This window comes from Paramesorhizobium deserti (genome assembly GCF_001558695.1).
GTDB lineage: Bacteria > Pseudomonadota > Alphaproteobacteria > Rhizobiales > Rhizobiaceae > Paramesorhizobium > Paramesorhizobium deserti.
On sequence record NZ_LNTU01000023.1, the window covers coordinates 32,634 to 55,004 of the forward strand.

Sequence of the window (22,371 nt, forward strand, 5' to 3'; positions counted from 1 at the left end):
ACGGAGGGCTCTGGCCGGGGTTCTCTGGAACACGAACCCCGCGGCAATCTCATGGGTTTGTGCTCATGGCTTCGTAGGCCCGCGGCCTGCCGCCTGCACATCGGCGGCGTGAGGGCTTCGCTGCCGAGCGAGGAGATAGGAGGCGAGGGACCAGCTCCAGATCAGCAGGGTCACGACGCCGAGCGAAGCGGCGATCGGCCGCTCGAAGAAGCCGAGGAAGCTGCCGTCGGCCTTGATCATCGACGTTACGAAATTCTGCTCCAGCATGGGGCCGAGGACGATGCCGAGAATGCAGGGCGCGATGGGAATCTCGTTTTCTTCCATCACGAAGCCGAGGACGCCGAACACCAGCATCACCGATACGTTGAAAACGGTGTTGTTGGTTGCGAATGCACCGACGATGCAGAAGGCGAGGATGATCGGCATCAGCATCTTGGACGGCACGCGGAGGATCTGCTTGGCGAGCTTGATCGTGCCCCACCCGAAGGGAATCATAATCAGGTTGGCGAGGATGAAGATGAGAAAGACGGCGTAGATCGTCTGCGGATCGGTCAGGAACAGGGTCGGCCCCGGATTGAGACCCTTGACATAGAGAACGCCGATCACGACCGCCGTGATGGAATCCCCGGGGATGCCGAACACCAGGGCCGGGACCCATGCTCCGGCGAGGGAGGAGTTGTTGGCCGAGGTGGATTCGACGATGCCTTCGAGATGACCGGTTCCGAACTTTTCAGGCGTTTTCGAGAAACGGCGGCTGATGGCATAGGAAACCCAGGCGGCGATATCGGCGCCTGAACCGGGCAGCACGCCGATGGCCGTGCCGAGAATATTGCCACGCAACTGCTGGCGCCAATAGGTCTTGAGCAACCGACCCCAGCCCCTGAACAGATTGCCGATGGAGGCTTGGACCATCGGCGCCTGGCGTGCGCCGCCGGCCACGGTCCGCAAGACTTCGGAAACGGCGAAAAGGCCGATCATGGCCGAAATGAAGTCAATGCCTCCCATGAGATTGGCATTGCCGAAGGCAAAGCGCGGGACGCCGGCGGGATTGTTCAGGCCGATCGTTGCAACGAAGAGGCCGATCAGCAGGCTGATCAGGCCTTTCACCGGTGCGCTCGCCCCGATGAATGCGGCGCAGGTCAGCCCCAGCAGCGCCATCCAGAAATATTCGAAGGAGGAAAATTTCAGGGCGATTTCGGCGAGCCAGGGCGCGGTGAACATCAGCACGAGCGTGCCGAAGAGGCCGCCGACGGCCGAAAACAGGAGGTTGGCGCCAAGTGCGCGCTCCGCCTCGCCCTTCTGTGTCATACGGAAGGCTTCGTTGGTATAGGCCGCGGAGGCGGGCGTGCCCGGAATGCGCAGGAGCGTGCCCGGTATATCACCGGCGAAGATCGCCATGGCGGAACAGGCCACCATCGCGCCGACGGCGGGCACCGGATCCATGAAAAAAGTGACTGGAACGAGCAGGGCGATCGCCATCGTCGCGGTCAGGCCGGGTATGGCGCCGACAAAAAGGCCAAACAGTGCGGCGGCCATGATCGTGGCAAGCACGTTCCAGTGAAGGATGAGCCCGAATGCAGCTTCCATCGTGCTCATCGCTTTAGAACCTCCATGCCGACAGGATACCCCAGGGCAGGGGAACCTGGAGGAAATTGCCGAACGACCATTGCAGCACGATCGCCGTGGCGAGTGCGACGGCGATAGCCGGCAGCCAGCCGGTCTTGAGCATCCGCAGTGTGAAAAGCAGGACCACCGTCATCGTCGGGATAAAGCCGAGCGGCTTGGCGGCGAGGATATAGAAGATGACCAGTGCGATTGTGCACAGGATGCGGACGTATCCGCCGGGCGCGCGGGCCCATCCCTCGAACAGAAGCACGCCGCCGCCTTGCCGCAAGCCCGACAGGATCAGCAGAAGCGCGCATCCTCCCAGCGCAACGGCCACCAGCGTCGGGAAGACGGCTGCGCCATATTCCTGTCCGGGGATTGCCGGAAAGCTTCGCGCCCAGAGCCCGATCGTGATCGAAAAGGCAAGCAGGACCGCACCAAGTACCGCATCGTTGAAGCGCATCTCTAGCTCCGCGTTCGAAGGATGTTGGATCGCCGCATCCTAGAAATGCGGCGATCTGCGAACTCCGGATGGGGCGGAAGCTACTTGGCCAGGCCCACCTCTTTCATGACTTCGCCCAGCGTCTCGTCGCTGGCCTTCATGAAATCGGCGAATTCCTGGCCCGATGCCCAGCGTACGCCGAAGCCCTGCTTCGCCATGAAGGATTTGTACTCCTCGCTGTCATAGACCTTCTGCAGCGCCGCGATCAGTTTTGCGCTCTCGGCCTCGGGCAGGCCTTTGGGCGCGACGATGCCGCGCCAGGCACCAAGCGTCCAGCTGACGCCTACGGCTTCCTTGGTGGTCGGAATGTCCGGGAAAGCGGCGTTGCGCTCCTCCGACATGACGGCAAGCGATTTCACGCGGCCGGCGCTCAGGAGCGAGCGTGCTTCGGGAATGGAGCAGGGGACAATGGAGACGCCGCCCGCCACCAGGTCCTGCAGGCCGGGCGCAGCGCCATTGCTCGGTACCCACGGCACGGAGGAAGGATCAACGCCGAGCTTTGAGAGAAGGCCGGCTATAGCGAGATGCCAGATGCCCCCCTGGCCTGTTCCGGACGCCTTGTACTTGCCGGGATTGGCCTTGATGTCCTCGATGAGCGCCGGGAGATCCGCCCAGGGCGCATCGGCGCTGACCTGGACCGCGCCGGGATCCTCGTTCATCAGGGTGAGCGGGGTGTAATCCGCATAGGTCAGTTCCGTCAGTCCCTGCCAATGCATCATGCCGATTTCGACGGTCGCGATGCCGAGTGTGTAGCCGTCGGGGTCGGCGTCGGCGATCGCGCTATGGCCGACGACGCCCGAACCGCCGGTGCGATTGACCACATTCACGGGCTGCCCCAGTTCCTTCTGGAGGATCGAGCCGATGATACGCGCGGTGGAATCCGTTCCGCCGCCTGCACCCCATGGGACGATCAGCGTGATGGGTCGATCGGGATATTCGGCTAGGGCCACGGCCGCCGGCATGAAAACGGCGGCGACAGCACCGGCCGCAAGGCTGCAGAAAAGGCGTCTGCCAATCATGGGGTATTCTCCTCCTTGGTTCGTATTCTTTATCGAATATCGTTGTTGGCGGTCAGCGTAAGCTGGCGTCATCGCCGCCGTCAATAGAGGAGGGGCATTCGCCTGGGGTGATCCAGTGCAGATGAAGTAAAACCGCCAGGTTCTGATCATTATTCAGAAATGGACAGGACCGCGCTTCTGTCGTCCGCAAGTTGCGGGCACCATCGCTCGATGGCTTCCACGCCTGCCGGTGTCAGGGTATAAATGCCGCGATCGACGCGTTCGAACCAGCCATAGACGTTGTTCAGCAATATCTTGGCGGCATTGGGCGTAGCGGGTCGGAGATCGCGCGGGCGCAAAGGGCCATGGCGCAGGGCTTGTGCGCAGGCAAGGGCCTGCTGGCGATAGGCCGTCATGATGGGCGCACGCGATCCGCCGCCGGATGTCGGGTCGCCCTTGCGGCGCCTGTGTTCGGCGACGAGGCGCGATCTTTTCCGGGTGTTACGCCTTGGCATCGGCGCATCCGGACTGACGATCACATCGACATGGCCATTGTCCGAAACGCCCAGCATGCCGAAGCCGAGGCGGCGGCACAGATTGCGGAAACGACGATCGCCCTCACGTCCCTTGCCTTTCGCCGAGACGCGCGCGGCAAGCCAGACCTCATCGCTGGCGGCGGCTCTGTCGACCGCTTGCAGGATCAGCTCCAGGTTGAAGCGCAGCTTGAGCTCGCAGATGACGACGAGGGGCGGTTCGTCCTCGCTGAGCGCGACGATATCGCAGCCTTCGATCTCGCCCTTGACGCTGTAACCCGCCGTTTCGAGAAAGCGCTTGATCGGGAGGTAGAGCGCCGTTTCCAAACCAGTTCCTTTGTCTTTTACCGGGATTCGCCCCGATTCCTTCCTTAAATGAGCTGGATACCGGTTGGGAAGGGCGAAAACGGCCTTGCTTTTCGAGCCGCCAATGGATGGGGGCTATGCTCCTTGCGAAGCCTGCGCGATAATTGCCGCCGCTGCCGCGATGAGTTCCGCATTGTCCCTGGCCTGCCGTCCGTCAGGCAGGACAGGCGTGTCCTCCAGTCCGGTTCTGATCCCGTGTCCCCTCGTGACCGCGCGGCGATTCACCGCCCAGGAGGCAACGCCCTCGCCATGGTGGACCTGCTCGAGCCTGATGCCGGCTTCGACAATGATGCGCTCCATCGTCTCGGCGTCGCGCAGCGCGTCGGCGGGATCGGTTTCGAGCGACTCGATCAACACGCGCCGGCAGCGGGGCGCCAGCCCGGAGGCGACGAACAGCCGTGCGTCCTCTGTGCTCAGGAGACCCGCCTCGATGCCGACACCACGGGAGAGCAACAGTTCGCAGAGCTCAATAATGCCGTCTTCTCCCTGGTTGGCTGTAACCAGATCGGGCATCTCATCCCAGGCGGCAATCTGGCGGAAACGCTTCTCCGGATCGCCTTCGATGGTGGCCGAGGTGCTGAGCGAAATGGGAATGCCGGGGCAGCTTGCCCGAACCGCCCTGATCGCCCGGGCGCAATCATCGGCGTCGAAGGTTTCTCTTCCGGGCGCATCATAGGGGTGGAAATGAAGGAGTTGGGCGCCTGCCTCTATCGCTGAACGGGCTTCGGCGGCAATCTGCGCGGGCGTGCGCGGCGTTGCCGGGTGATCGCGATTTCCGTTCAATGCCACCTCGAGCAACATTTGCCCCTCCTTGCTGGAATTCCTGCAACGCCGTGGCGGGCGAACAGTTCGCTGGAGTTATCGCAATTCGCCGGCCGAATCGTCTGGAGAAAGGTCGGGATCGATTCGTCTTCTGCCGTTTTTCTCGGATTTGCCGTGTCGTGCCGTATAGCAGAGCATTTTGAATCGTTGCTCAAGTGCAATTACGATGTTGAAAGATATTATTATGCGCCAAGTCGTAAATCGCCGATTGTCGCGCTCGACGATCACTGGCTCCTGACGCCGCAGGCGCAGCTCACCTATGCCGCGCTTGACCTCGACGGCAACGCCAGCCTGCACCGCCAGTTCCTCGGCCGCGCCAGATGGAGCGTCTCCGGCGAGCGCTTCACCACTGCCAAGGAGAATGTCTGGGCCGAGATCGGCGCCGGCGGAACCTACAACTGGAACGACGGACGATACGGCATGTTCGCCAAACTCGCCGCACAATCCACCCTCGAACAATTCGCCGAAAACTACACCATATCAGGTAACATCGCATTCAAAGTCAAATGGTGAGGAAATTTGTGAATAAAAGGCGGCGGAAATGCCGCCTTTTATTTATGGAGACATATTCGATCGCTTGGATTTTTTCATAAAACGCCTTGGAGCACTGTAGCAAGGACGCTTCATCTTGTGAATCAAGAAGAGGCATTCCTTGCAACAGCCGCGCCGAACTGCACATATTCTCAGCGGAAGGCTATTTGGGAATCATTTTATGTGAAGCGCCGAGAAAGGCCGAAACAAATATCGACCAGCTTGGCAAGCCTCTGGGAGACCGTTATGCCAGCCTATCAGGTGCGAATTGCCTATCTCACCCAATTCCGCAAGACACGGCACTATTTTCATCGCCTGGTCATAGCGGGCGACCGGGATCTGGCGCTTGACGAAGGGCGGGCGCAACTGGCAAGGCGCTCTCCCAACGCACGCATTGTCCATGAAAGCGCCGTCCTGAGACCGGATAGTCGCGATATCGAGGTCGCGATCGCGTCGGGCTGGGCACTGAAGGGCGGATGGTGGACACGACCGATAAGGGCAGGCGACGATCTCGCCATCATCGCCATGCATGGCCACGCCGGCAGCAACCATATCAACGCCAGGACGCCGGCCGATTGCCTTGCCATTGATAGAGCCTGATCTGAGACGTGAACCTCATCGAAGAGCGATAATAATATCTTAGGAGGCCTGTGATAAAATACTTAATCATATTAATAGCACCAGTATTTTTCTTAAGAAATTTTTGAAGTAGTTCATATCTGGACTCGTGAAGACTATGTTTTATGCCGTACTTCCAAATTTATTGTCTGATTGATGGTAAACCCGATGAGTATCGTCAACAATGAACGCACGAAGCTTCTGGCGAATGCGTTGGATCGTGCGTCCACGGCGTGTTTCACGGTGGGGATTGCAACGCCCGTTGCCGGCTATCTCTACAATGTCGACAACATCGACAACACGATCAGCCATGCGAGGCTGATGCTGGGGCTGGTGGGCTGGCTGATGGCCTCCGCGGTCCTGCATTACCTCGGCACGCGGGTACTGAAAGGGCTCCGCTGATGGACGGAACCTGGTTGCTCGCCTTCGTCGTCGTGCCGATTCTCGTGGTGATCATCGCCTATGCCGCCGTCATCCGCCATGAAGGGCGGGATCGCGGGGATTGAGTAACCGGCTGGTGACGGTGAGGCGGCTTCCCGACGATGGAGCGAAGGGGCATTTTCTTTTTCGGTTTTCGTCTCTATTCTCCGAAAGAAAACGAAAGCCGGAGGGAAAATGTATCTGACGCCGCGACACAATGAAATTCTGGAGCTCGCCAAGGAGCGGGGGCGGGTGCTGGTCGATGATCTTGCGGCGCTCTTCAATGTGACGCCACAGACGATCCGCAAGGACTTGAACGATCTCTGCCAGCAGCAGCTTTTGACGCGTATCCATGGCGGCGCGCTCTATCCCTCCGGTGTCGAGAACCTGCAATATGAGGCGCGCCGCCAGATCGCCGCGCAGGAGAAGGAAGCCATCGGCACCGCCGCGGCCGAGCTCATTCCGGACGGGGCGTCTCTCTTCATCAATATCGGCACCACGACGGAGGCCGTCAGTCAGGCGCTCCTTGACCGCAAGGCACTGATGGTGATTACCAATAACATCAATGTTGCCAACAGGATGCGTGTCTATCAGGGGATGGAGGTGGTCATTGCCGGCGGTGTGGTTCGCGGCTCCGACGGCGGCATTGTCGGCGAGGCGGCGGTGGATTTCATCCGCCAGTTCAAGGTCGATTTCGCCGTCATCGGCACATCGGCGATCGACCGCGATGGTGCGTTGCTTGATTTCGATTTCCGCGAGGTGAAAGTGGCGCAGGCAATCATCGCGAATGCGCGGCATGTAATCCTCGTCTCTGACTCGACCAAGTTCGAGCGGACGGCGCCGGTGCGGATCGGTCACCTGTCGCAGGTTCATACCTTCATCACCGATTACTGCCCAGATCCCGGCATCCGGGAAATCTGCCGGGAGTTCAAGGTTCGCCTCATCGAAACCGCGCCCGCGCCGGTTCCGTAATCATTTTCGTTTGACATTCGTATTATTTGCGAAATAATCAGAACTGCTTTCGTATTGGCGAGCAATGCTGCATTGCGAAAGAAAGGGGTAAGCCTGCGAGGAGGGGAGCGATGATCCGGCAGGCTTATGGAGCAACAAGGAGTTAGAGCGGTTTTCCGCTCTCAGAGGCAACGCTGTGGACGACAATCCGACATATGACATCTTTGTCATCGGTGGCGGCATCAATGGGTGCGGCATTGCGCGCGACGCGGCTGGACGCGGCTATTCGGTCTATCTGGCCGAGATGGACGATCTGGCGAGCGGCACGTCGTCGAATTCGACCAAGCTCATCCATGGCGGCCTGCGCTATCTCGAACATTACGAGTTCCGGCTGGTACGCGAAGCGTTGATGGAGCGCGAGGTGCTTTGGGGCAACGCGCCGCATATCATTCACCCCATGCGCTTCGTCCTGCCCTATCACAAGGGCGGGGTGCGTCCGGCATGGCTGTTGCGTCTCGGCCTGTTCCTTTACGATCACATTGGCGGGCGCAGAAAGCTGCCGCCGACACGCACGCTCGACATGCGCCGCGACCCGGCAGCAGAACCGTTGAAGCCGCTCTTCACCAAGGCGTTCGAATATTCCGATTGCTGGGTCAATGATGCCCGCCTCGTGGCGCTGAACGCCCGGGATGCGGCCGATCGGGGTGCGGTCATCCGCACGCGGACGAAGGTGGCGAAGGCCCACCGCGATGGCGGCATGTGGCAAATCACGATCGAAGACGTGGTCACCGGTGAGGCGGAAGAGGTGAGGGCGCGGCTTCTGGTCAATGCCGCCGGGCCTTGGGTCGATCATGTGGTCTCAGAGATTGCCGGGAAAGACGTGCACAATGTCCGGCTGGTGCAGGGCAGCCACATCGTCACGCGCAAGAAGTTCGATGATCCGCGCGCCTATTTCTTCCAGAACAATGACGGGCGCATCATCTTCGCCATTCCCTATGAGGATGATTTCACGCTGATCGGCACGACGGATCAGGATTATCGCGGCGATCCTGCTGATGCCGCGATCACCGGGAAGGAAATCGACTATCTCGCTCAGGCCGCAAGCGAATATTTCCGCGAGCCGGTCAGCCAAGACGATATCGTCTGGACCTATTCCGGCGTGCGTCCGCTTTATGACGACGGCGCATCGAAGGCGCAGGAGGCGACCCGCGATTATGTGCTGAAGGAGGATGCGTCGGAAAGTGCCGCCCCGCTCATCAACGTCTTCGGCGGCAAGATCACGACGTACCGGCGTCTTTCCGAGCACATGCTGGAGAAGATCGAGAGTTTCCTGGGGGCCAAGGGGCCATCCTGGACGCGATCCGCACCTCTGCCGGGCGGTGATTTCCCGATGACGGCGTTCAACGCGGAATTGCGCCGCGTGCATGAACGATATGCCTTTCTCGACGAAACGCATGCTCGTAGATTGTTCCGGCTTTATGGGACGCGGACAGCGGCATTGCTTGGAGAAGCTGCTTCATACCAAGATTTGGGCCGGCATTTCGGCGCCGATCTCTATGAGGCGGAAGTGCGCTATCTCATGGAGAACGAATGGGCGCTTATCCCGGATGATATTTTGTGGCGGCGCACGAAACTGGGGTTGAGGCTTGGCCGCCAAGAGGCAGTGGCGCTTGCCGAATTCATGGCCCAGGCCGCCGGTGATCGAAAGCCGGGCGCGGGGCAGAAGAAGGTTGCGGCAGCGGGCCGGTAGCGTCCGCTTGCGGGAGGAGGAAGACGAGTGCTGGAGTTACGGAACGTTTCCAAGGTCGTTGGAGGCAAGACCCATCTCAGCGACATATCGCTGAAGCTGGAGCATGGGACGCTGAACGTCCTGCTTGGGCCGACGCTGTCCGGCAAGACCAGCCTGATGCGCATCATGGCGGGCCTCGACGTGCCGACTTCCGGTTCGCTATGGTTCGACGGGCAGGACATGACGGGCGTGCCGGTGCAGAAGCGCTCTGTCGCCATGGTCTATCAGCAGTTCATCAATTATCCCGCTTTCACGGTTTATGAGAACATTGCCTCGCCCATGCGTGTGGCGGGCGCTGACAATGCCACCATCGACCGCGAGGTGCGCAAGACGGCGGAACTTCTGAAGCTGACGCCCTATCTCGACCGGACGCCGCTCAATCTTTCCGGAGGGCAGCAGCAGCGCACGGCGCTCGCCCGCGCCATCGTCAAGAATGCCAGGCTGGTGCTGCTCGACGAGCCGCTCGCCAATCTCGATTACAAGCTGCGCGAGGAGCTGCGGGCGGAACTGCCGCGTATCTTCGCCAAATCAGGCGCGATCTTCGTCTACGCCACCACCGAACCCTCGGAGGCGCTATTGCTCGGCGGCAATACCGCCACGCTGTCGGAAGGGCGCGTCACCCAATTCGGACGAACGATCGACGTCTTCCGCTATCCCGCTGATCTCATCACCGCACAGACCTTCGCCGATCCGCCGCTCAATACGATTGCTGTTGAGAAGAGAGGCCGCCAGTTCCATCTGGAGGGCGATGTCACCTTCGCGGTTCCGGCCGATTGGCAGGGGATAGGGGATGGCGCCTATGTGATGGGCTTTCAGCCGCATCATCTCTCCTTCGAGCGACGGGGGCAGGATGCATTCGCCATCCGCGCCAAGGTGATCGTCACCGAGATCACCGGTTCGGAAAGTTATATCCACCTTGCCTTTGCAAATGCCCGCTGGGCCATGCTGGCCAGCGGGATCCATGAATTGAGTGCCGGCGAGATCATCGATCTCTTTCTTGATCCGCGCCATCTCATGATCTTCGACGCGAGCGGCCGTTCCGTCACGCGCCAGCAGAAACTGGCGGCTTAGGAGGAAACCATGGCGCGCATCGAACTCGATCATATCCGACATGCCTATGGGCCCAATCCGAAATCGGATGCTGATTACGCATTGAAGGAAGTGCACCACACTTGGGAAGACGGCGGCGCTTATGCGCTGCTTGGACCTTCCGGCTGCGGCAAGACCACGCTGCTCAACATCATATCCGGGCTGATCCACCCCTCGCACGGCCGGATATTGTTCAACGGTCAGGATGTCACCGGTCTGTCGACGCAGGAGCGCAATATCGCACAGGTGTTCCAGTTTCCCGTCATCTACGACACGATGACGGTCTATGACAATCTCGCCTTCCCGCTGCGCAATCGCGGCGTCGCCGCTGCGGATGTCGACCGCAAGGTGCGCGAAACGCTGGACATGATCGACCTCGCCAGCTGGGCGAACAGGAAGGCGCGCGGCCTGACCGCCGACCAGAAACAGAAGATCTCCCTCGGGCGCGGCCTGGTGCGCTCCGATGTCAATGCGATCCTGTTCGATGAGCCGCTGACGGTCATCGACCCGCATATGAAATGGGTGCTGCGCTCGCAATTGAAGGAACTGCACCGGCGCTTCGGCTTCACCATGGTCTATGTCACGCACGACCAGACGGAAGCGCTGACCTTCGCGCAGAAGGTCGTCGTCATGTATGAGGGCGAGATCGTGCAGATCGGCACGCCGCACGAGCTTTTCGAGCGGCCGAAACATACATTCGTCGGTTATTTCATCGGCTCGCCGGGCATGAATGTCGTGCCGGTCGAGATAGAGGGCAGCAAGGCCCGTTTCGGCGGGCAAGTCATCGAGTTGCCGGGAACGCAGCAATCGGCGGCCAAAGGCAGGATGGAACTTGGCATACGCCCTGAATATGTACGCCTCGGCCGTGAGGGCATGCCGGTTTCAATCGCCAAGATAGAGGATATCGGCCGGCACAAGATTGTGCGCGCGCGTCTGGAAGGACAGGAGATCGCCGCCATCTTGCCCGAGGACGAGGACGTTCCCGCCGACCCGCATATCCGTTTCGACACCAAAGGTATCAACGTCTACGCCGATTCCTGGCGCGTGGCTTTGGGAGGATAGGCCATGGACAAGACATGGAACAACAAGGCCTGGTTCATGGTGCTGCCGGTGCTGCTGCTGGTGGCATTCTCGGCGGTCATTCCGCTGATGACGGTCGTGAACTATTCGGTGCAGGATACTTTCGGCAACAACCAGTTCTTCTGGGCAGGGACCGAATGGTTCGAGGAGATCCTGCGTTCGGATCGCTTCCATTCGGCGCTCCTGCGCGGTCTGCTCTTTTCCTTCATCATCCTGGCGATCGAGGTGCCGCTCGGCATCCTGATCGCGCTCAACATGCCGCGCAAGGGGTGGGGCGTTCCGATTTGCCTCGTGCTGATGGCGCTGCCGCTGCTCATTCCGTGGAATGTGGTCGGCACCATCTGGCAGGTTTTCGGCCGTGTCGATATCGGCCTTCTCGGACGCACGTTGAGCCAACTCGGCATCAACTACAATTACGTGCAGAACCCGTTGCACGCCTGGATCACCGTCATCGTCATGGATGTCTGGCACTGGACGAGCCTGGTGGTGCTGCTCTGCTATGCCGGCCTGGTGTCGATCCCGGATGCCTACTACCAGGCCGCCAAGATCGATGGCGCGTCGCGCTGGGCTGTCTTCCGCTATATCCAATTACCGAAGATGAACCGCGTGCTGCTGATCGCCGTGCTGCTGCGCTTCATGGACAGTTTCATGATCTATACCGAGCCCTTCGTCGTCACCGGCGGCGGACCGGGCAACTCGACGACATTTCTTTCCATCGATCTGGTCAAGATAGCCGTGGGCCAGTTCGATCTCGGCCCGGCGGCGGCTATGTCGATCGTCTACTTCCTGATCATCCTGGCGCTGTCATGGGTCTTCTACACGGTCATGACCAATTACGATGTGGAGCGCTGATATGAGTGTCGCGGACGACAAACTTATGGCGGAGCGCAAGGGCAAGTTCGATCAGGCGTCATCCATGCCGCCGAATGCACAGGCAGCCCTTGCCCGTACGATGCGCAGGCGTGGTGAGCAGTCCCGCTTCTGGTGGCTGATCCCGACGCTCTACATCATTTTCCTGCTGCTGCCGATATATTGGCTCGTCAATATGAGCTTCAAGACCAATGCGGAAATCCTCTCCACCTTCTCGCTGTGGCCGCAGCAGCCGACGCTGCGCAATTATGCCGTCATCTTCACCGATCCGTCCTGGTATCGGGGATATATCAATTCGATCATCTATGTGGTGATGAACACCGTCATCTCGGTGCTGGCGGCGCTGCCGGCTGCCTATGCCTTCTCGCGCTACCGCTTCCTCGGCGACAAGCATTTGTTCTTCTGGCTGCTCACCAACCGCATGGCGCCACCGGCGGTTTTCGTGCTGCCTTTCTTCCAGCTTTATTCGGCTTTCGGGCTGATCGACACGCATATCGCTGTGGCGATCGCGCATTGCCTTTTCAACGTGCCGCTCGCCGTCTGGATCCTGGAAGGCTTCATGTCGGGCGTGCCGAAGGAGATCGACGAGACCGCCTATATCGACGGCTATTCCTTTCCACGCTTTTTCGTGAAGATCTTCATGCCGCTGATTGCGAGCGGCATCGGCGTCGCCGCCTTCTTCTGTTTCATGTTCTCCTGGGTCGAGCTGCTCATCGCCAGAACGCTGACGACAACGGCGGCCAAGCCCATCGCAGCGACGATGACGCGCACGGTCTCCGCCTCCGGACTCGATTGGGGCGTGCTCGCGGCTGCCGGCGTGCTGACGATCATTCCCGGCGCGCTCGTGATCTATTTCGTCCGCAATTATATTGCCAAGGGCTTCGCCCTGGGGAGGGTGTGATGGCTACCATTTCTCGCAACAATCGCTGGCCTGTTGCTCTCGGCGTTGTCCTGGGCATCTACGTTGCAGCCGCTGGGTTGCTCGTGATGTCGCTGCCCTTAAAGGACGGCGCGCGCAACTGGACGGCGCCACTCATACCTGGCGGGTGGATGGCCTGGTCCTTCCCCACCGCCATGTTCTTTCTCACCATATTCACGCTTCTGGCACTGATGGCTGTCTGGGAATACGCAAGTCCTGGCGGCAATCCCCGCGTCGGCGTCCTGCGCTTCGAGACGACGCGCGGCGACCGGCTTTTCGTTTCGCTGCTCGGAGCGGCATTCATTCATCTGGCATGGTTGGGGCTGGTTGGCCCCAATCTGTGGTGGGCTCTAGCTCTGTCCGTGGTCTACGCCATCGGCGTATTTCGCTACGTTTAGGGGGAGAAAATGAGCGCCGGCTCTACCAGGCGGGCGCTGGACTGGAAAGGCAATCGCAACTCTTGGGAGGAACTGACATGCGACGGCATCTACTCACATCGACAACAGCGCTTGTGCTGCTGTTGGCAACAGGCAACGCCTTTGCCGGAATGGACGAGGCGAAGGAATTTCTCGACAAGGAAATCGGTGATCTCTCGGCGCTTCCGCGCGCCGATCAGGAAAAGGAAATGCAGTGGTTCGTCGATGCGGCGAAGCCATTCTCCGGCATGGAGATCAAGGTCGTTTCCGAGACCATCACCACGCATGAATATGAATCGAAAGTGCTGGCGCCGGCTTTCACCGCCATTACCGGCATCAAGATCAGCCATGACCTGATCGGCGAGGGCGACGTCGTCGAAAAGCTGCAGACGCAGATGCAATCGGGCGAGAACGTCTACGACGCCTATATCAACGACAGCGACCTGATCGGCACGCACTGGCGCTACCAGCAGGCGCGCAGCCTGACCGACTGGATGGCGAACGAGGGCAAGGATGTCACGAATCCCAACCTCGACATCGACGACTTCATTGGCAAGTCCTTCACCACCGCGCCGGACGGTGACCTCTATCAGCTGCCCGACCAGCAGTTCGCCAACCTCTACTGGTTCCGCTACGACTGGTTTAACGACGAGAAGAACAAGGCCGACTTCAAGGCCAAATATGGTTACGACCTCGGCGTGCCCGTCAACTGGTCGGCCTATGAGGACATCGCCGAGTTCTTCACCGGCCGCGAGATCGACGGCAAGAAGGTCTATGGCCACATGGACTATGGCAAGAAGGACCCGTCGCTTGGCTGGCGCTTCACCGATGCCTGGCTCTCGATGGCCGGCAATGGCGACAAGGGCATTCCGAACGGCAAGCCGGTCGACGAATGGGGCATCAAGGTCGATGAGAATTCGCGGCCCGTCGGCTCCTGTGTGGCGCGCGGCGGCGACACCAACGGGCCTGCTTCGGTCTACGCAATCCAGAAATATCTCGACTGGATGAAGGCCTACGCGCCGGCAGCCGCTCAGGGCATGACCTTCTCCGAGTCCGGTCCGGTTCCATCGCAGGGCGAGATCGCTCAGCAGATGTTCACCTACACGGCCTTCACCGCCGATTTCGTCAAGGAAGGTCTGCCGGTCGTGAACGAGGACGGCACGCCTAAGTGGCGTTTCGCTCCGTCGCCGCATGGTGTCTACTGGAAGGACGGCATGAAGCTCGGTTACCAGGACGCCGGATCCTGGACGCTGTTGAAATCGACCCCTGACGACCGCGCGAAGGCGGCCTGGCTCTACGCGCAGTTCGTGACCTCCAAGACGGTGGATGTCAAGAAAAGCCATGTCGGCCTGACCTTCATCCGCCAGTCGACTCTCGACCACGAGTCCTTCACGGACCGCGCTCCCAAGCTCGGCGGCCTAGTCGAATTCTACCGGTCGCCGGCCCGCTTGCAGTGGTCGCCGACGGGCACCAATGTGCCTGATTATCCGAAGCTCGCGCAGCTTTGGTGGCAGGCGATCGGCGATGCTTCTTCCGGCGCCAAGACGGCACAGGAGGCAATGGACTCGCTCTGTGCCGAGCAGGAGAAGGTGCTGGAACGCCTCGAGCGCGCGGGCGTTCAGGGCGATATCGGACCGAAGCTCGCCGAGGAGCACGATATCGAATACTGGCATGAGGACGCCGTCAAGCACGGCAATCTCGCGCCGCAATTGAAAGTCGAAAACGAAAAGGAGAAGCCCATCACCGTCAATTATGACGAGTTGGTCAAGAGCTGGCAGAAATAAGCCGGAGCTTCTCCCGGAATGAAACTGGGCCGGACTGAAGTTCGGCCCTTTTTCTTTTAATCGCAGCCTTTGGCGGCGAACGGGCGGTGTTTGTTGTGGTTTCCTGCAAATCCCATAGAGATGACGGGCGGTTTGGCTTAAGTTGCCCTTATGAACTATGCGCGCTCGATCGCTTCGGAAAAAACGGTTTTCCCTGCTGACACCTCATCTCCCGCCCCGTGGTTGCGGGCGGCGCGCGACCTGTCGGCGATGGATGAAACCGAGGCTGCTTTCCTGGCGGGCGCCGCGCTCCAAGCGCTGGACGGCCTGATCCGGGATGATCCGGATTGGTCCGGCGTCTGGCGCAGCCGCATGGCGTTGAAGGCGGCCTCGACATCGTCCCAGCTTCTTGGTCGGCCGGAGGAGGAGGCGGCGCTGCGCGACGCCGTCTGTCTCACACGGCCCGGAAGCGATCCCGGCCCGGCGGGCCGGACTGTTCTTGCCTGGCGCAGGCTTGCCCGTCACACGGGGATGCCTGACAGCGCGTTATTGAATTCCGCAGCGGAGTTCTTCGGGTTGAAATCGGAACAGGATTTCGCGGAAATTGCGGGGCATATCGGGGCTCTGATGCGAGCCGGTAAACCGGGGCCCTTCGCCGCCATCGAAACTGCCGAATATATCGCGATGGCTCATCCGACCCTATCCGTTTCCGTCGAGCTTCTCGGGTTCTGGGTTGCCGATCTGGTGCTTGCCGCCCGGTTGAAATGGCCGCGGCCCGTGCCGCTTCTGGTAATCCAGGCGCAAAAGCCTTTCTTCCGGTCAGGACCCAATCGCCGCCGTCTGCGCATCGGTGAAGCGGGGTGGCGCAGGGCGGTGTTGATTGCCTATGTTCAAGCTGCTCTTGAGGCCCATGACACGGCTGCGGATATTGCCCGCCGGGCGGAAAGGTTGAAGGCGATAGTGCCGAAACTGCGCGCCAAGGGCTCTGCGCGTATCGTCGAAGCCCTGCTTCAGGAAGATGCCTTGCTGCCATCGGCCTGTGTCGAGGCCTTTCCGGGACAGGCCATGACCGACCGTGCACTACGGCGGCTTTTCGAGCGTCTTGTTTCGCTCGAGGCAGTACGCGAATTGACGGGACGAGCCACCTTTCGGCTCTATGGGCTTTAGAAATGGCATTGGGTGATCAGGAGAAGACATCGCGAGCGGCGGAGGCATTCGACCGCGAATTGCTCGACCTGCCGTCCACAGCCCGCTGGCGCGAATGGATGAACCGTGTCGAAGCGGTGATCTTCGCGGCGAGCGACCCGGTCAGCCTGGAGATGCTCCAGAGACTGGTCGGGCGTGATTGCAGCATCGAACTCCTGATAGAGGACATTCGCGAGGAATTGCGGACGCGGCCCTATGATATCGTCCACGTGGCCGGCGGTTTTCAACATCGTACCCGGCCTGCCTACGCAAGCGCCATACGTGCGGCATCTGATGCTGATGAGGCAATGACCGGACTGTCGCCGGCACAGGCGCTGGTGCTGATGACGATTGCCTATTTCCAGCCGCTGACACGAACCGAACTTTCCGCTTTCATCGGACGTGAGGTGAGCCGCGACGCGATCGCGCAGCTGCGCCATGCCGGGTTCATCACCTCCGGTCCGCGCAGCCCGCAGCCGGGTGCGCCCTATACTTACATCACGACGGATGCCTTTCTGTCGCATTTCGGCTTCGAAACACTGCGCGACCTGCCCGATATCGAGAAGCTGGAAGATGCCGGCCTGCTTGATAAAGAGAAGCTGCTCGCCAACATTCCGGGGGCGATGGACGCCGTGCATGAGGAAGAGGACGAAATCGGATAAAATCGCCGATTTCGCGTCGGAAGATTGCGTTATTATGATTATTTTGCCATGGCTTCTTCGAAAAGGCTGGGCAAAGGAAGGTGCCAATCGCAGGCATGACAAAGAAGATTGGCAAGCGAGCCACCATACGCGATGTCGCCAAGGCGGCCGGCGTGTCGATCAAGACCGTATCCCGCGTCTTCAACGACGAACCGAATGTACGCGACGAGATCAGGGAAAAGGTCCGCCAGGTCGGGCAGCAACTCAGCTACCACCCCAATGTCGCGGCGCGTAATCTCGCACGCAGAAGATCGCATCTCATCGGCCTCTTCTTTGAGAATCCAAGTCCGGCCTATGTCACCGAACTGCAGATGGGCGCGCTGAAAAGGCTGCGCGGCACCGGCTATCGCCTTCTCATCTTTCCGGTCGAGGATCGGGCGGATATCCGCGGGGCAATGGTTTCGACCGTTTATGCGTCCGGCCTCGACGGGGTGATCGTCACCCCGCCCATGTGTGACGATCCGGTCATTTTGGAGGAACTCCTGGCTTCACACCTGCCTTTCGTGCGGGTTGCCGGAGATACCAGCGTTCATGGGACCGGGAGTGTCGTCATAGATGACGAGGCGGCGGCGTTCGACCTGGCCGAATATGTGCTGAGGCTCGGCCACCGGCGCGTTGCCATCGTAATCGGCGACGAGACACATCGTTCCGCCCGGCTCCGGCTGATGGGGTTTCGCCGCGCGCTCCAGGCGGCAGGTATCGAGCCGGAGCCGGCGATGGAAATCCAGGGGGCTTTCACCTTTCAAAGTGGGTTGGAGGCCGGGCGCCGGCTGTTGCATCACGCAAACCGGCCGACGGCCATCCTCGCCTCCAACGACGATATGGCCGCAGGCGTCCTCCAGGCCGCGCACGAATTGCGGATACCGGTGCCGCAGAAGCTTTCCATTGTCGGCTTCGACGATACGGCTCTGGCGCAAATGGTCTGGCCGCAATTGACGACGATCCGGCAGCCAATCTTCGAAATGGCCGAGCGTGCTGCCGATATTCTTCTGAAACAAATCGAGAAGGGCGTCGCGTCGGAAACGGCGAAGCTCTCCTACGACCTGGTGATCCGGTCGTCGGCGGGAGAAGCGCCGACCGGTTGAACGCCTAACAATGCATCGCACCTTCGAAAATCGATTCCGATTTGCAGGCCGATGCTGTAAACCTGATCTGAGAAATCAACAAAACCACGCAGCCGGCTTGAAAGACCGGCGGCAAGGGATGGACGATGCATGGATTTGCAGAAAACGCGGCTGGCGCGCTGACGCTAGAGCATATCAGCCGGCGTTTCGGAGAAACACTTGCGCTGGACGACGTATCGTTCTCTGTCCTGCCCGGCGAAATCATCTGCCTGGTTGGTCAGTCCGGTTGTGGCAAGTCATCGCTTTTGCGGATCATTGCGGGAGTGGATACCGCCGATAGCGGGCGCATTCTGCTCGGCGGGGGAGAAATCGCCGGGGCCAACCGTTTTGTCGAGCCGGAAGACCGCAATATAGGCTTCGTCTTTCAGGATTATGCCCTGTTTCCTCATCTCACTGTCGAGGAAAATGTGGCTTTCGGCCTGAAGAAGCTGCCGCGTCATGAGGCGCGGGAGCGGGCGGCGACCGTCATCGAGCGCATCGGCATCGGGGCGCTCGCCAAACGTTATCCGCATATGCTCTCGGGAGGCGAACAGCAGCGTGTGGCGCTGGCAAGGGCGCTGGCGCCGAAGCCGCGCATCCTCTTGATGGACGAGCCGTTTTCCAATCTCGACCGTGGCTTGCGCGAGCGGGTGCGAGAGGAAACCATCGCGACGCTGAGGGCGCTTGGCACGACCGTCATCATGGTTACGCACGATCCGGAGGAGGCACTTTCCGCCGGCGATAAGGTGGTGCTGATGCAGAAGGGCCGGGTGGTGCAGGCAACCACCGGGTATGAGATTTACGACCACCCGAATTCGCTTTATGCGGCCGAGTTCTTCTGCCCTTTCAACAAGGTGCCCGGCATCTACCGCAACGGTCGGGTTGAAACGGCCCTAGGTGCGTTTCCGGCTACGTTGGGCCTGCCCGAGGGTAGCCCGGCGCTTGCTTGCGTCCGTCCGCAAGCATTCCGGCTGGCAAGATCGGGACAGGGGCTGTCGGCGCGTGTGGTGCGTTGCTCGTTTCTGGGAGAAATCGAGCAGCTTGCGATAAAGGTGGAAGGAGCGGATGAACTCCTCCAGATGCGCACGCCCGATCGCATCGAGCTCAAGCCTGGAGATCATATTCATCTCACAGTGGAACCAGGTGGGGTCCTTGTATTTCCGCAGCCGTGAAGTGGCGCGAAATATAAACTTGACTGGACAAATCATGTATGATCGATGCAATGATTGGGGAGGCTGACCAGTCGCCTGCTATTAAACATAACCCGACGATAAAGGACCGTATCATGAACAAGCTTTCCGCAGTGAAATTGGCTCTGTTTGGAAGCGTAATGGCCCTTGCCAGCAGCGGCGCTTCCGCAGCAGAACTGAACCTTTACACGACGCGCGAACCAGGATTGATCAAACCGCTGCTCGACGCCTTCACCGCCAAGAGCGACGTGAAGGTCAACACGGTGTTCATGAAGGACGGCCTGACCGAACGCGTCGCGTCCGAAGGGGAAAGCTCGCCGGCGGACATTCTGATGACGGTCGATTTCGGCAATCTTATCGATCTCACCGAAAAGGGGCTGACCCAGCCCGTTGAATCGAAGGTTCTGGATGCGGCGGTGCCGGAGAACCTGCGTGATGCCGGGAATAACTGGTTTGCGCTGTCGACGCGTGCCCGCGTGCTCTATGCGGCCAAGGATCTCGACCTCAGCGCCTTCAATTATGAGGATCTGGCGGATCCGAGGTGGAAGGGAAAGGTCTGCATCCGCTCGGGCCAGCATCCGTACAACACTGCGCTTTTCGCTGATTACATCGCCCATCATGGTGCCGAAGCGACAGAGAAATGGCTGACCGGGGTCAAGGACAATCTGGCGCGCACGGCCGGAGGCGGTGATCGCGATGTGGCCAAGGACATACTCGGCGGCATCTGCGACATCGGTATCGCCAATTCCTATTATGTCGGGCTGATGCGTTCCGGAAAGGGCGGCGAGGATCAGGTCGCCTGGGGCAATGCGATCAAGGTCATCCTGCCGACCTTCAAGGACGGCGGCACGCAGGTCAACATCAGTGGCGCCGCGGTTGCCAAGCATGCGCCGAACAAGGAGCAGGCAGTGCAGCTTCTCGAATATCTCGTTTCCGACGAGGCGCAGAAGCTCTATGCGGAAGCCAATTTCGAATATCCGGTCAAGGCGGGTGCATCCATCGATCCGATCATCGCCTCTTTCGGCGAGTTGAAGGTCGATCCGGTGCCGCTGACGGAAATCGCCGGATATCGCAAGGAAGCGAGCGAACTGGCTGAAAAAGTTGGCTTCGACAACTGATTAGATCACCGGGTGCCGTTTGCGGCACCCACCACCATCATGACAGACACCGTCTTGCAGCGCTTTTCCTTCATTCAAGCCGCCCACCGGAAGGTTGGGCGGCTATGGCTATTCATGGCGGTCGTCATCGCTCTGTTGGTGCTGACGCCGATCCTTGCCCTTGCATGGGAAGCGCTGCATGGGTCAAGCGACCTCTGGCCGCATCTTTTCGCCTTTGTCCTGCCGACGGCTTTGACTCAGACGCTGACCCTGCTTTTGGGCGTCGGTATTCTGGTTATCCTCATCGGTACGGGCAGCGCCTGGCTGGTAACGGCTTATGATTTTCCGGGTCGCAGCACGCTGGAATGGGCATTGCTCCTGCCGCTTGCGGTGCCGACCTACATCATCGCCTATGCCTATCTCGACATCCTGCACCCGATCGGGGTTGTTCAGGGCGCCATCCGCGCCGTGCTGGGCTATTCCAGCCCGCGCGAGTTCCGTCTGCCAGACATCCGCTCGATGACGGGTTGCATCGTCTTGCTCGGCTTCGTGCTTTATCCCTATGTTTACATCACGACACGGGCGATGTTCCTGACGCAGGCGGCGAACCTGATCGAGGCGGCCCGTACGCTCGGGACAACACGCAGCCGGATATTCTGGCGCGTCGCCTTGCCATTGGCGCGGCCGGCGATCGCCGTCGGCGTCAGTCTGGCGTTGATGGAGGCCCTGAACGATATAGGCGCGTCGGAATTCCTCGGGGTCAAGACGCTGACGGTCTCCGTCTATACGACATGGATCACCCGTTCCGATCTGCCGGGCGCGGCGCAGATCGCACTCGCCATGCTCTTTCTGGTGATCGCCCTCATCGTGATCGAACGCTGGGCGCGCCGCCGCCAGCGTTATTCGCTGACGGCACAACGCAACCGCAGTTTCACGCCTCGGAAGCTTGGCGGCTTTGCTGGTTGGATGGCTTTTTGCAGTGGTTTCGTTCCTGTTTTCATCGGTTTCGTTGCGCCGGCAGCCTATCTCGCGATCGAAGCCTGGAAGCGGTTTCATATGGCTGGTCTGTCCAGGCAACTCGTCTCGGAAGCCTCCAACACGATCATCATGTCGGCCGTGGCGACGGCGATCGTGCTGGTTTTCGGCATTGCCGTCGCTTATGCGATGCGGCTGCGACCGGGCAGGTTCTCGGGCGTTGCGTATCGCCTCTCGACCGTCGGGTATGCCGCACCCGGCACGGTGATCGCCATCGGAATATTGATCCCGGTCGCGGCGCTCGACCAATTCATCGACCGCAATGCGATGAGCTGGTTCGGGTTCTCGACGGGGCTGCTGCTGATCGGATCAGGGGCGGCGCTGATCTATGCCTATACCGTGCGGTTCCTGGCGATCTCCGCCGGGGCGGCCGAGGCCGGGTTCAGCCGCATTCCGATTTCTTTCGATCAGGCCGCACGCAGTCTCGGGCAGGATGCAACGGGCACATTCCGCAACGTTCATCTGCCTCTGTCGAAGACCGCGCTGGCGGCCGCCGGGCTTCTGGTGTTCGTCGATTGCATGAAAGAACTGCCTGCGACGCTCTTGCTCCGGCCGCTCAATTTCGAAACGCTGGCAACGCATCTCTATGGCGAGGCAGCGCGCGGGACCTATGAGGAGGCGTCCATCGCCGCTCTCGCCATCGTCCTGATCGGCACTTTGCCGGTGATCGTGCTTGCCGGGGTAGGGCGGCAAAAAGCCTAGTTTTGCGTATTTCCAAACGCGGCCCGTTCCATGCTTTTGCTGGAAATGCTCAAAGCGCGGCAGTTCCATTCGATTTTTCTTTCCTC

At 60.2% G+C, this 22,371-nt stretch carries 22 protein-coding genes; 17 read left to right on the forward strand and 5 right to left on the reverse strand.

The window, feature by feature from the left end; translation table 11 throughout:
* Positions 1 to 63: 63 nt before the first annotated feature.
* The 5 genes from ATN84_RS13035 to ATN84_RS13055 all read right to left on the reverse strand — a co-directional run bounded on the left by ATN84_RS13035 (position 64) and on the right by ATN84_RS13055 (position 4,805).
* Entirely contained in the window at positions 64 to 1,596 is a 1,533-nt protein-coding gene (locus ATN84_RS13035; protein WP_068882093.1) for a tripartite tricarboxylate transporter permease, read from the reverse strand.
* A 4-nt stretch (positions 1,597 to 1,600) separates the two neighbouring features.
* Entirely contained in the window at positions 1,601 to 2,068 is a 468-nt protein-coding gene (locus ATN84_RS13040) for a tripartite tricarboxylate transporter TctB family protein (RefSeq protein ID WP_068882094.1), read from the reverse strand.
* 80 nt (positions 2,069 to 2,148) lie between these two features.
* A complete protein-coding gene (locus ATN84_RS13045) occupies positions 2,149 to 3,126 on the reverse strand; it encodes a Bug family tripartite tricarboxylate transporter substrate binding protein (RefSeq protein ID WP_068882095.1) in 978 nt (325 codons plus the stop codon).
* A gap of 149 nt (positions 3,127 to 3,275) precedes the next feature.
* The gene (locus ATN84_RS13050; RefSeq protein WP_068882096.1) at positions 3,276 to 3,965 is read right to left on the reverse strand and encodes a DUF2161 domain-containing phosphodiesterase; all 690 of its coding nucleotides are present in this window, start codon (positions 3,963 to 3,965) and stop codon (positions 3,276 to 3,278) included.
* Positions 3,966 to 4,079: 114 nt separating this feature from the next.
* Positions 4,080 to 4,805, reverse strand: a complete 726-nt coding sequence (locus ATN84_RS13055) for a 3-keto-5-aminohexanoate cleavage protein (protein WP_068882097.1) — start codon at positions 4,803 to 4,805, stop codon at positions 4,080 to 4,082.
* Between ATN84_RS13055 and ATN84_RS26905 the strand changes: the two genes are divergently transcribed.
* The 17 genes from ATN84_RS26905 to ATN84_RS13140 all read left to right on the forward strand — a co-directional run bounded on the left by ATN84_RS26905 (position 4,767) and on the right by ATN84_RS13140 (position 22,285).
* The gene (locus ATN84_RS26905; protein WP_153020231.1) at positions 4,767 to 5,339 is read left to right on the forward strand and encodes a hypothetical protein; all 573 of its coding nucleotides are present in this window, start codon (positions 4,767 to 4,769) and stop codon (positions 5,337 to 5,339) included. The two genes, ATN84_RS13055 and ATN84_RS26905, sit on opposite strands and share 39 nt — an antisense overlap.
* 264 nt (positions 5,340 to 5,603) lie before the next feature.
* The gene (locus tag ATN84_RS13065; RefSeq protein WP_068882099.1) at positions 5,604 to 5,957 is read left to right on the forward strand and encodes a hypothetical protein; all 354 of its coding nucleotides are present in this window, start codon (positions 5,604 to 5,606) and stop codon (positions 5,955 to 5,957) included.
* Between the two features lie 186 nt (positions 5,958 to 6,143).
* Positions 6,144 to 6,377 (forward strand): hypothetical protein, encoded by a 234-nt coding sequence (locus tag ATN84_RS13070; RefSeq protein ID WP_068882100.1) that lies wholly within the window; start codon positions 6,144 to 6,146, stop codon positions 6,375 to 6,377.
* A 213-nt stretch (positions 6,378 to 6,590) separates the two neighbouring features.
* Positions 6,591 to 7,367, forward strand: a complete 777-nt coding sequence (locus tag ATN84_RS13075; protein ID WP_068882101.1) for a DeoR/GlpR family DNA-binding transcription regulator — start codon at positions 6,591 to 6,593, stop codon at positions 7,365 to 7,367.
* 175 nt (positions 7,368 to 7,542) lie between these two features.
* Complete coding sequence (gene glpD, locus ATN84_RS13080) at positions 7,543 to 9,096, forward strand: glycerol-3-phosphate dehydrogenase (RefSeq protein ID WP_082766277.1); 1,554 nt, start codon at positions 7,543 to 7,545, stop codon at positions 9,094 to 9,096.
* 27 nt (positions 9,097 to 9,123) lie between these two features.
* On the forward strand, positions 9,124 to 10,206 hold the full coding sequence (locus ATN84_RS13085) for an ABC transporter ATP-binding protein (RefSeq protein WP_068882102.1): 1,083 nt from the start codon (positions 9,124 to 9,126) through the stop codon (positions 10,204 to 10,206).
* Positions 10,207 to 10,215: 9 nt separating this feature from the next.
* Positions 10,216 to 11,286, forward strand: coding sequence for an ABC transporter ATP-binding protein (locus ATN84_RS13090; protein ID WP_068882103.1), 1,071 nt, complete (start codon positions 10,216 to 10,218; stop codon positions 11,284 to 11,286).
* A gap of 3 nt (positions 11,287 to 11,289) precedes the next feature.
* The gene (locus ATN84_RS13095; RefSeq protein ID WP_068882104.1) at positions 11,290 to 12,156 is read left to right on the forward strand and encodes a carbohydrate ABC transporter permease; all 867 of its coding nucleotides are present in this window, start codon (positions 11,290 to 11,292) and stop codon (positions 12,154 to 12,156) included.
* Positions 12,157 to 12,256: 100 nt separating this feature from the next.
* On the forward strand, positions 12,257 to 13,075 hold the full coding sequence (locus tag ATN84_RS13100) for a carbohydrate ABC transporter permease (protein WP_068882632.1): 819 nt from the start codon (positions 12,257 to 12,259) through the stop codon (positions 13,073 to 13,075).
* Positions 13,075 to 13,491, forward strand: coding sequence for a DUF2160 domain-containing protein (locus tag ATN84_RS13105; protein ID WP_082766278.1), 417 nt, complete (start codon positions 13,075 to 13,077; stop codon positions 13,489 to 13,491). The genes ATN84_RS13100 and ATN84_RS13105 overlap by 1 nt, the downstream gene beginning before the upstream one ends.
* Before the next feature lie 77 nt (positions 13,492 to 13,568).
* The gene (locus ATN84_RS13110) at positions 13,569 to 15,293 is read left to right on the forward strand and encodes an ABC transporter substrate-binding protein (protein ID WP_068882105.1); all 1,725 of its coding nucleotides are present in this window, start codon (positions 13,569 to 13,571) and stop codon (positions 15,291 to 15,293) included.
* Positions 15,294 to 15,443: 150 nt separating this feature from the next.
* A complete protein-coding gene (locus tag ATN84_RS13115; protein WP_068882106.1) occupies positions 15,444 to 16,439 on the forward strand; it encodes a DUF1403 family protein in 996 nt (331 codons plus the stop codon).
* A 2-nt stretch (positions 16,440 to 16,441) separates the two neighbouring features.
* Positions 16,442 to 17,119, forward strand: coding sequence for an SMC-Scp complex subunit ScpB (scpB, locus tag ATN84_RS13120; protein ID WP_068882107.1), 678 nt, complete (start codon positions 16,442 to 16,444; stop codon positions 17,117 to 17,119).
* A gap of 95 nt (positions 17,120 to 17,214) precedes the next feature.
* Positions 17,215 to 18,243: a LacI family DNA-binding transcriptional regulator gene (locus ATN84_RS13125; protein ID WP_068882108.1), complete on the forward strand. Its 1,029-nt coding sequence runs from the start codon at positions 17,215 to 17,217 to the stop codon at positions 18,241 to 18,243.
* Positions 18,244 to 18,368: 125 nt separating this feature from the next.
* Positions 18,369 to 19,433 carry an ABC transporter ATP-binding protein gene (locus ATN84_RS13130; protein WP_068882109.1) on the forward strand — a complete coding sequence of 355 codons (1,065 nt, stop codon included), beginning with the start codon at positions 18,369 to 18,371 and terminating at the stop codon, positions 19,431 to 19,433.
* A 158-nt stretch (positions 19,434 to 19,591) separates the two neighbouring features.
* Positions 19,592 to 20,569 (forward strand): Fe(3+) ABC transporter substrate-binding protein, encoded by a 978-nt coding sequence (locus ATN84_RS13135; protein WP_425287401.1) that lies wholly within the window; start codon positions 19,592 to 19,594, stop codon positions 20,567 to 20,569.
* A gap of 39 nt (positions 20,570 to 20,608) precedes the next feature.
* The gene (locus ATN84_RS13140) at positions 20,609 to 22,285 is read left to right on the forward strand and encodes an ABC transporter permease (RefSeq protein ID WP_153020232.1); all 1,677 of its coding nucleotides are present in this window, start codon (positions 20,609 to 20,611) and stop codon (positions 22,283 to 22,285) included.
* Positions 22,286 to 22,371 lie beyond the last annotated feature (86 nt).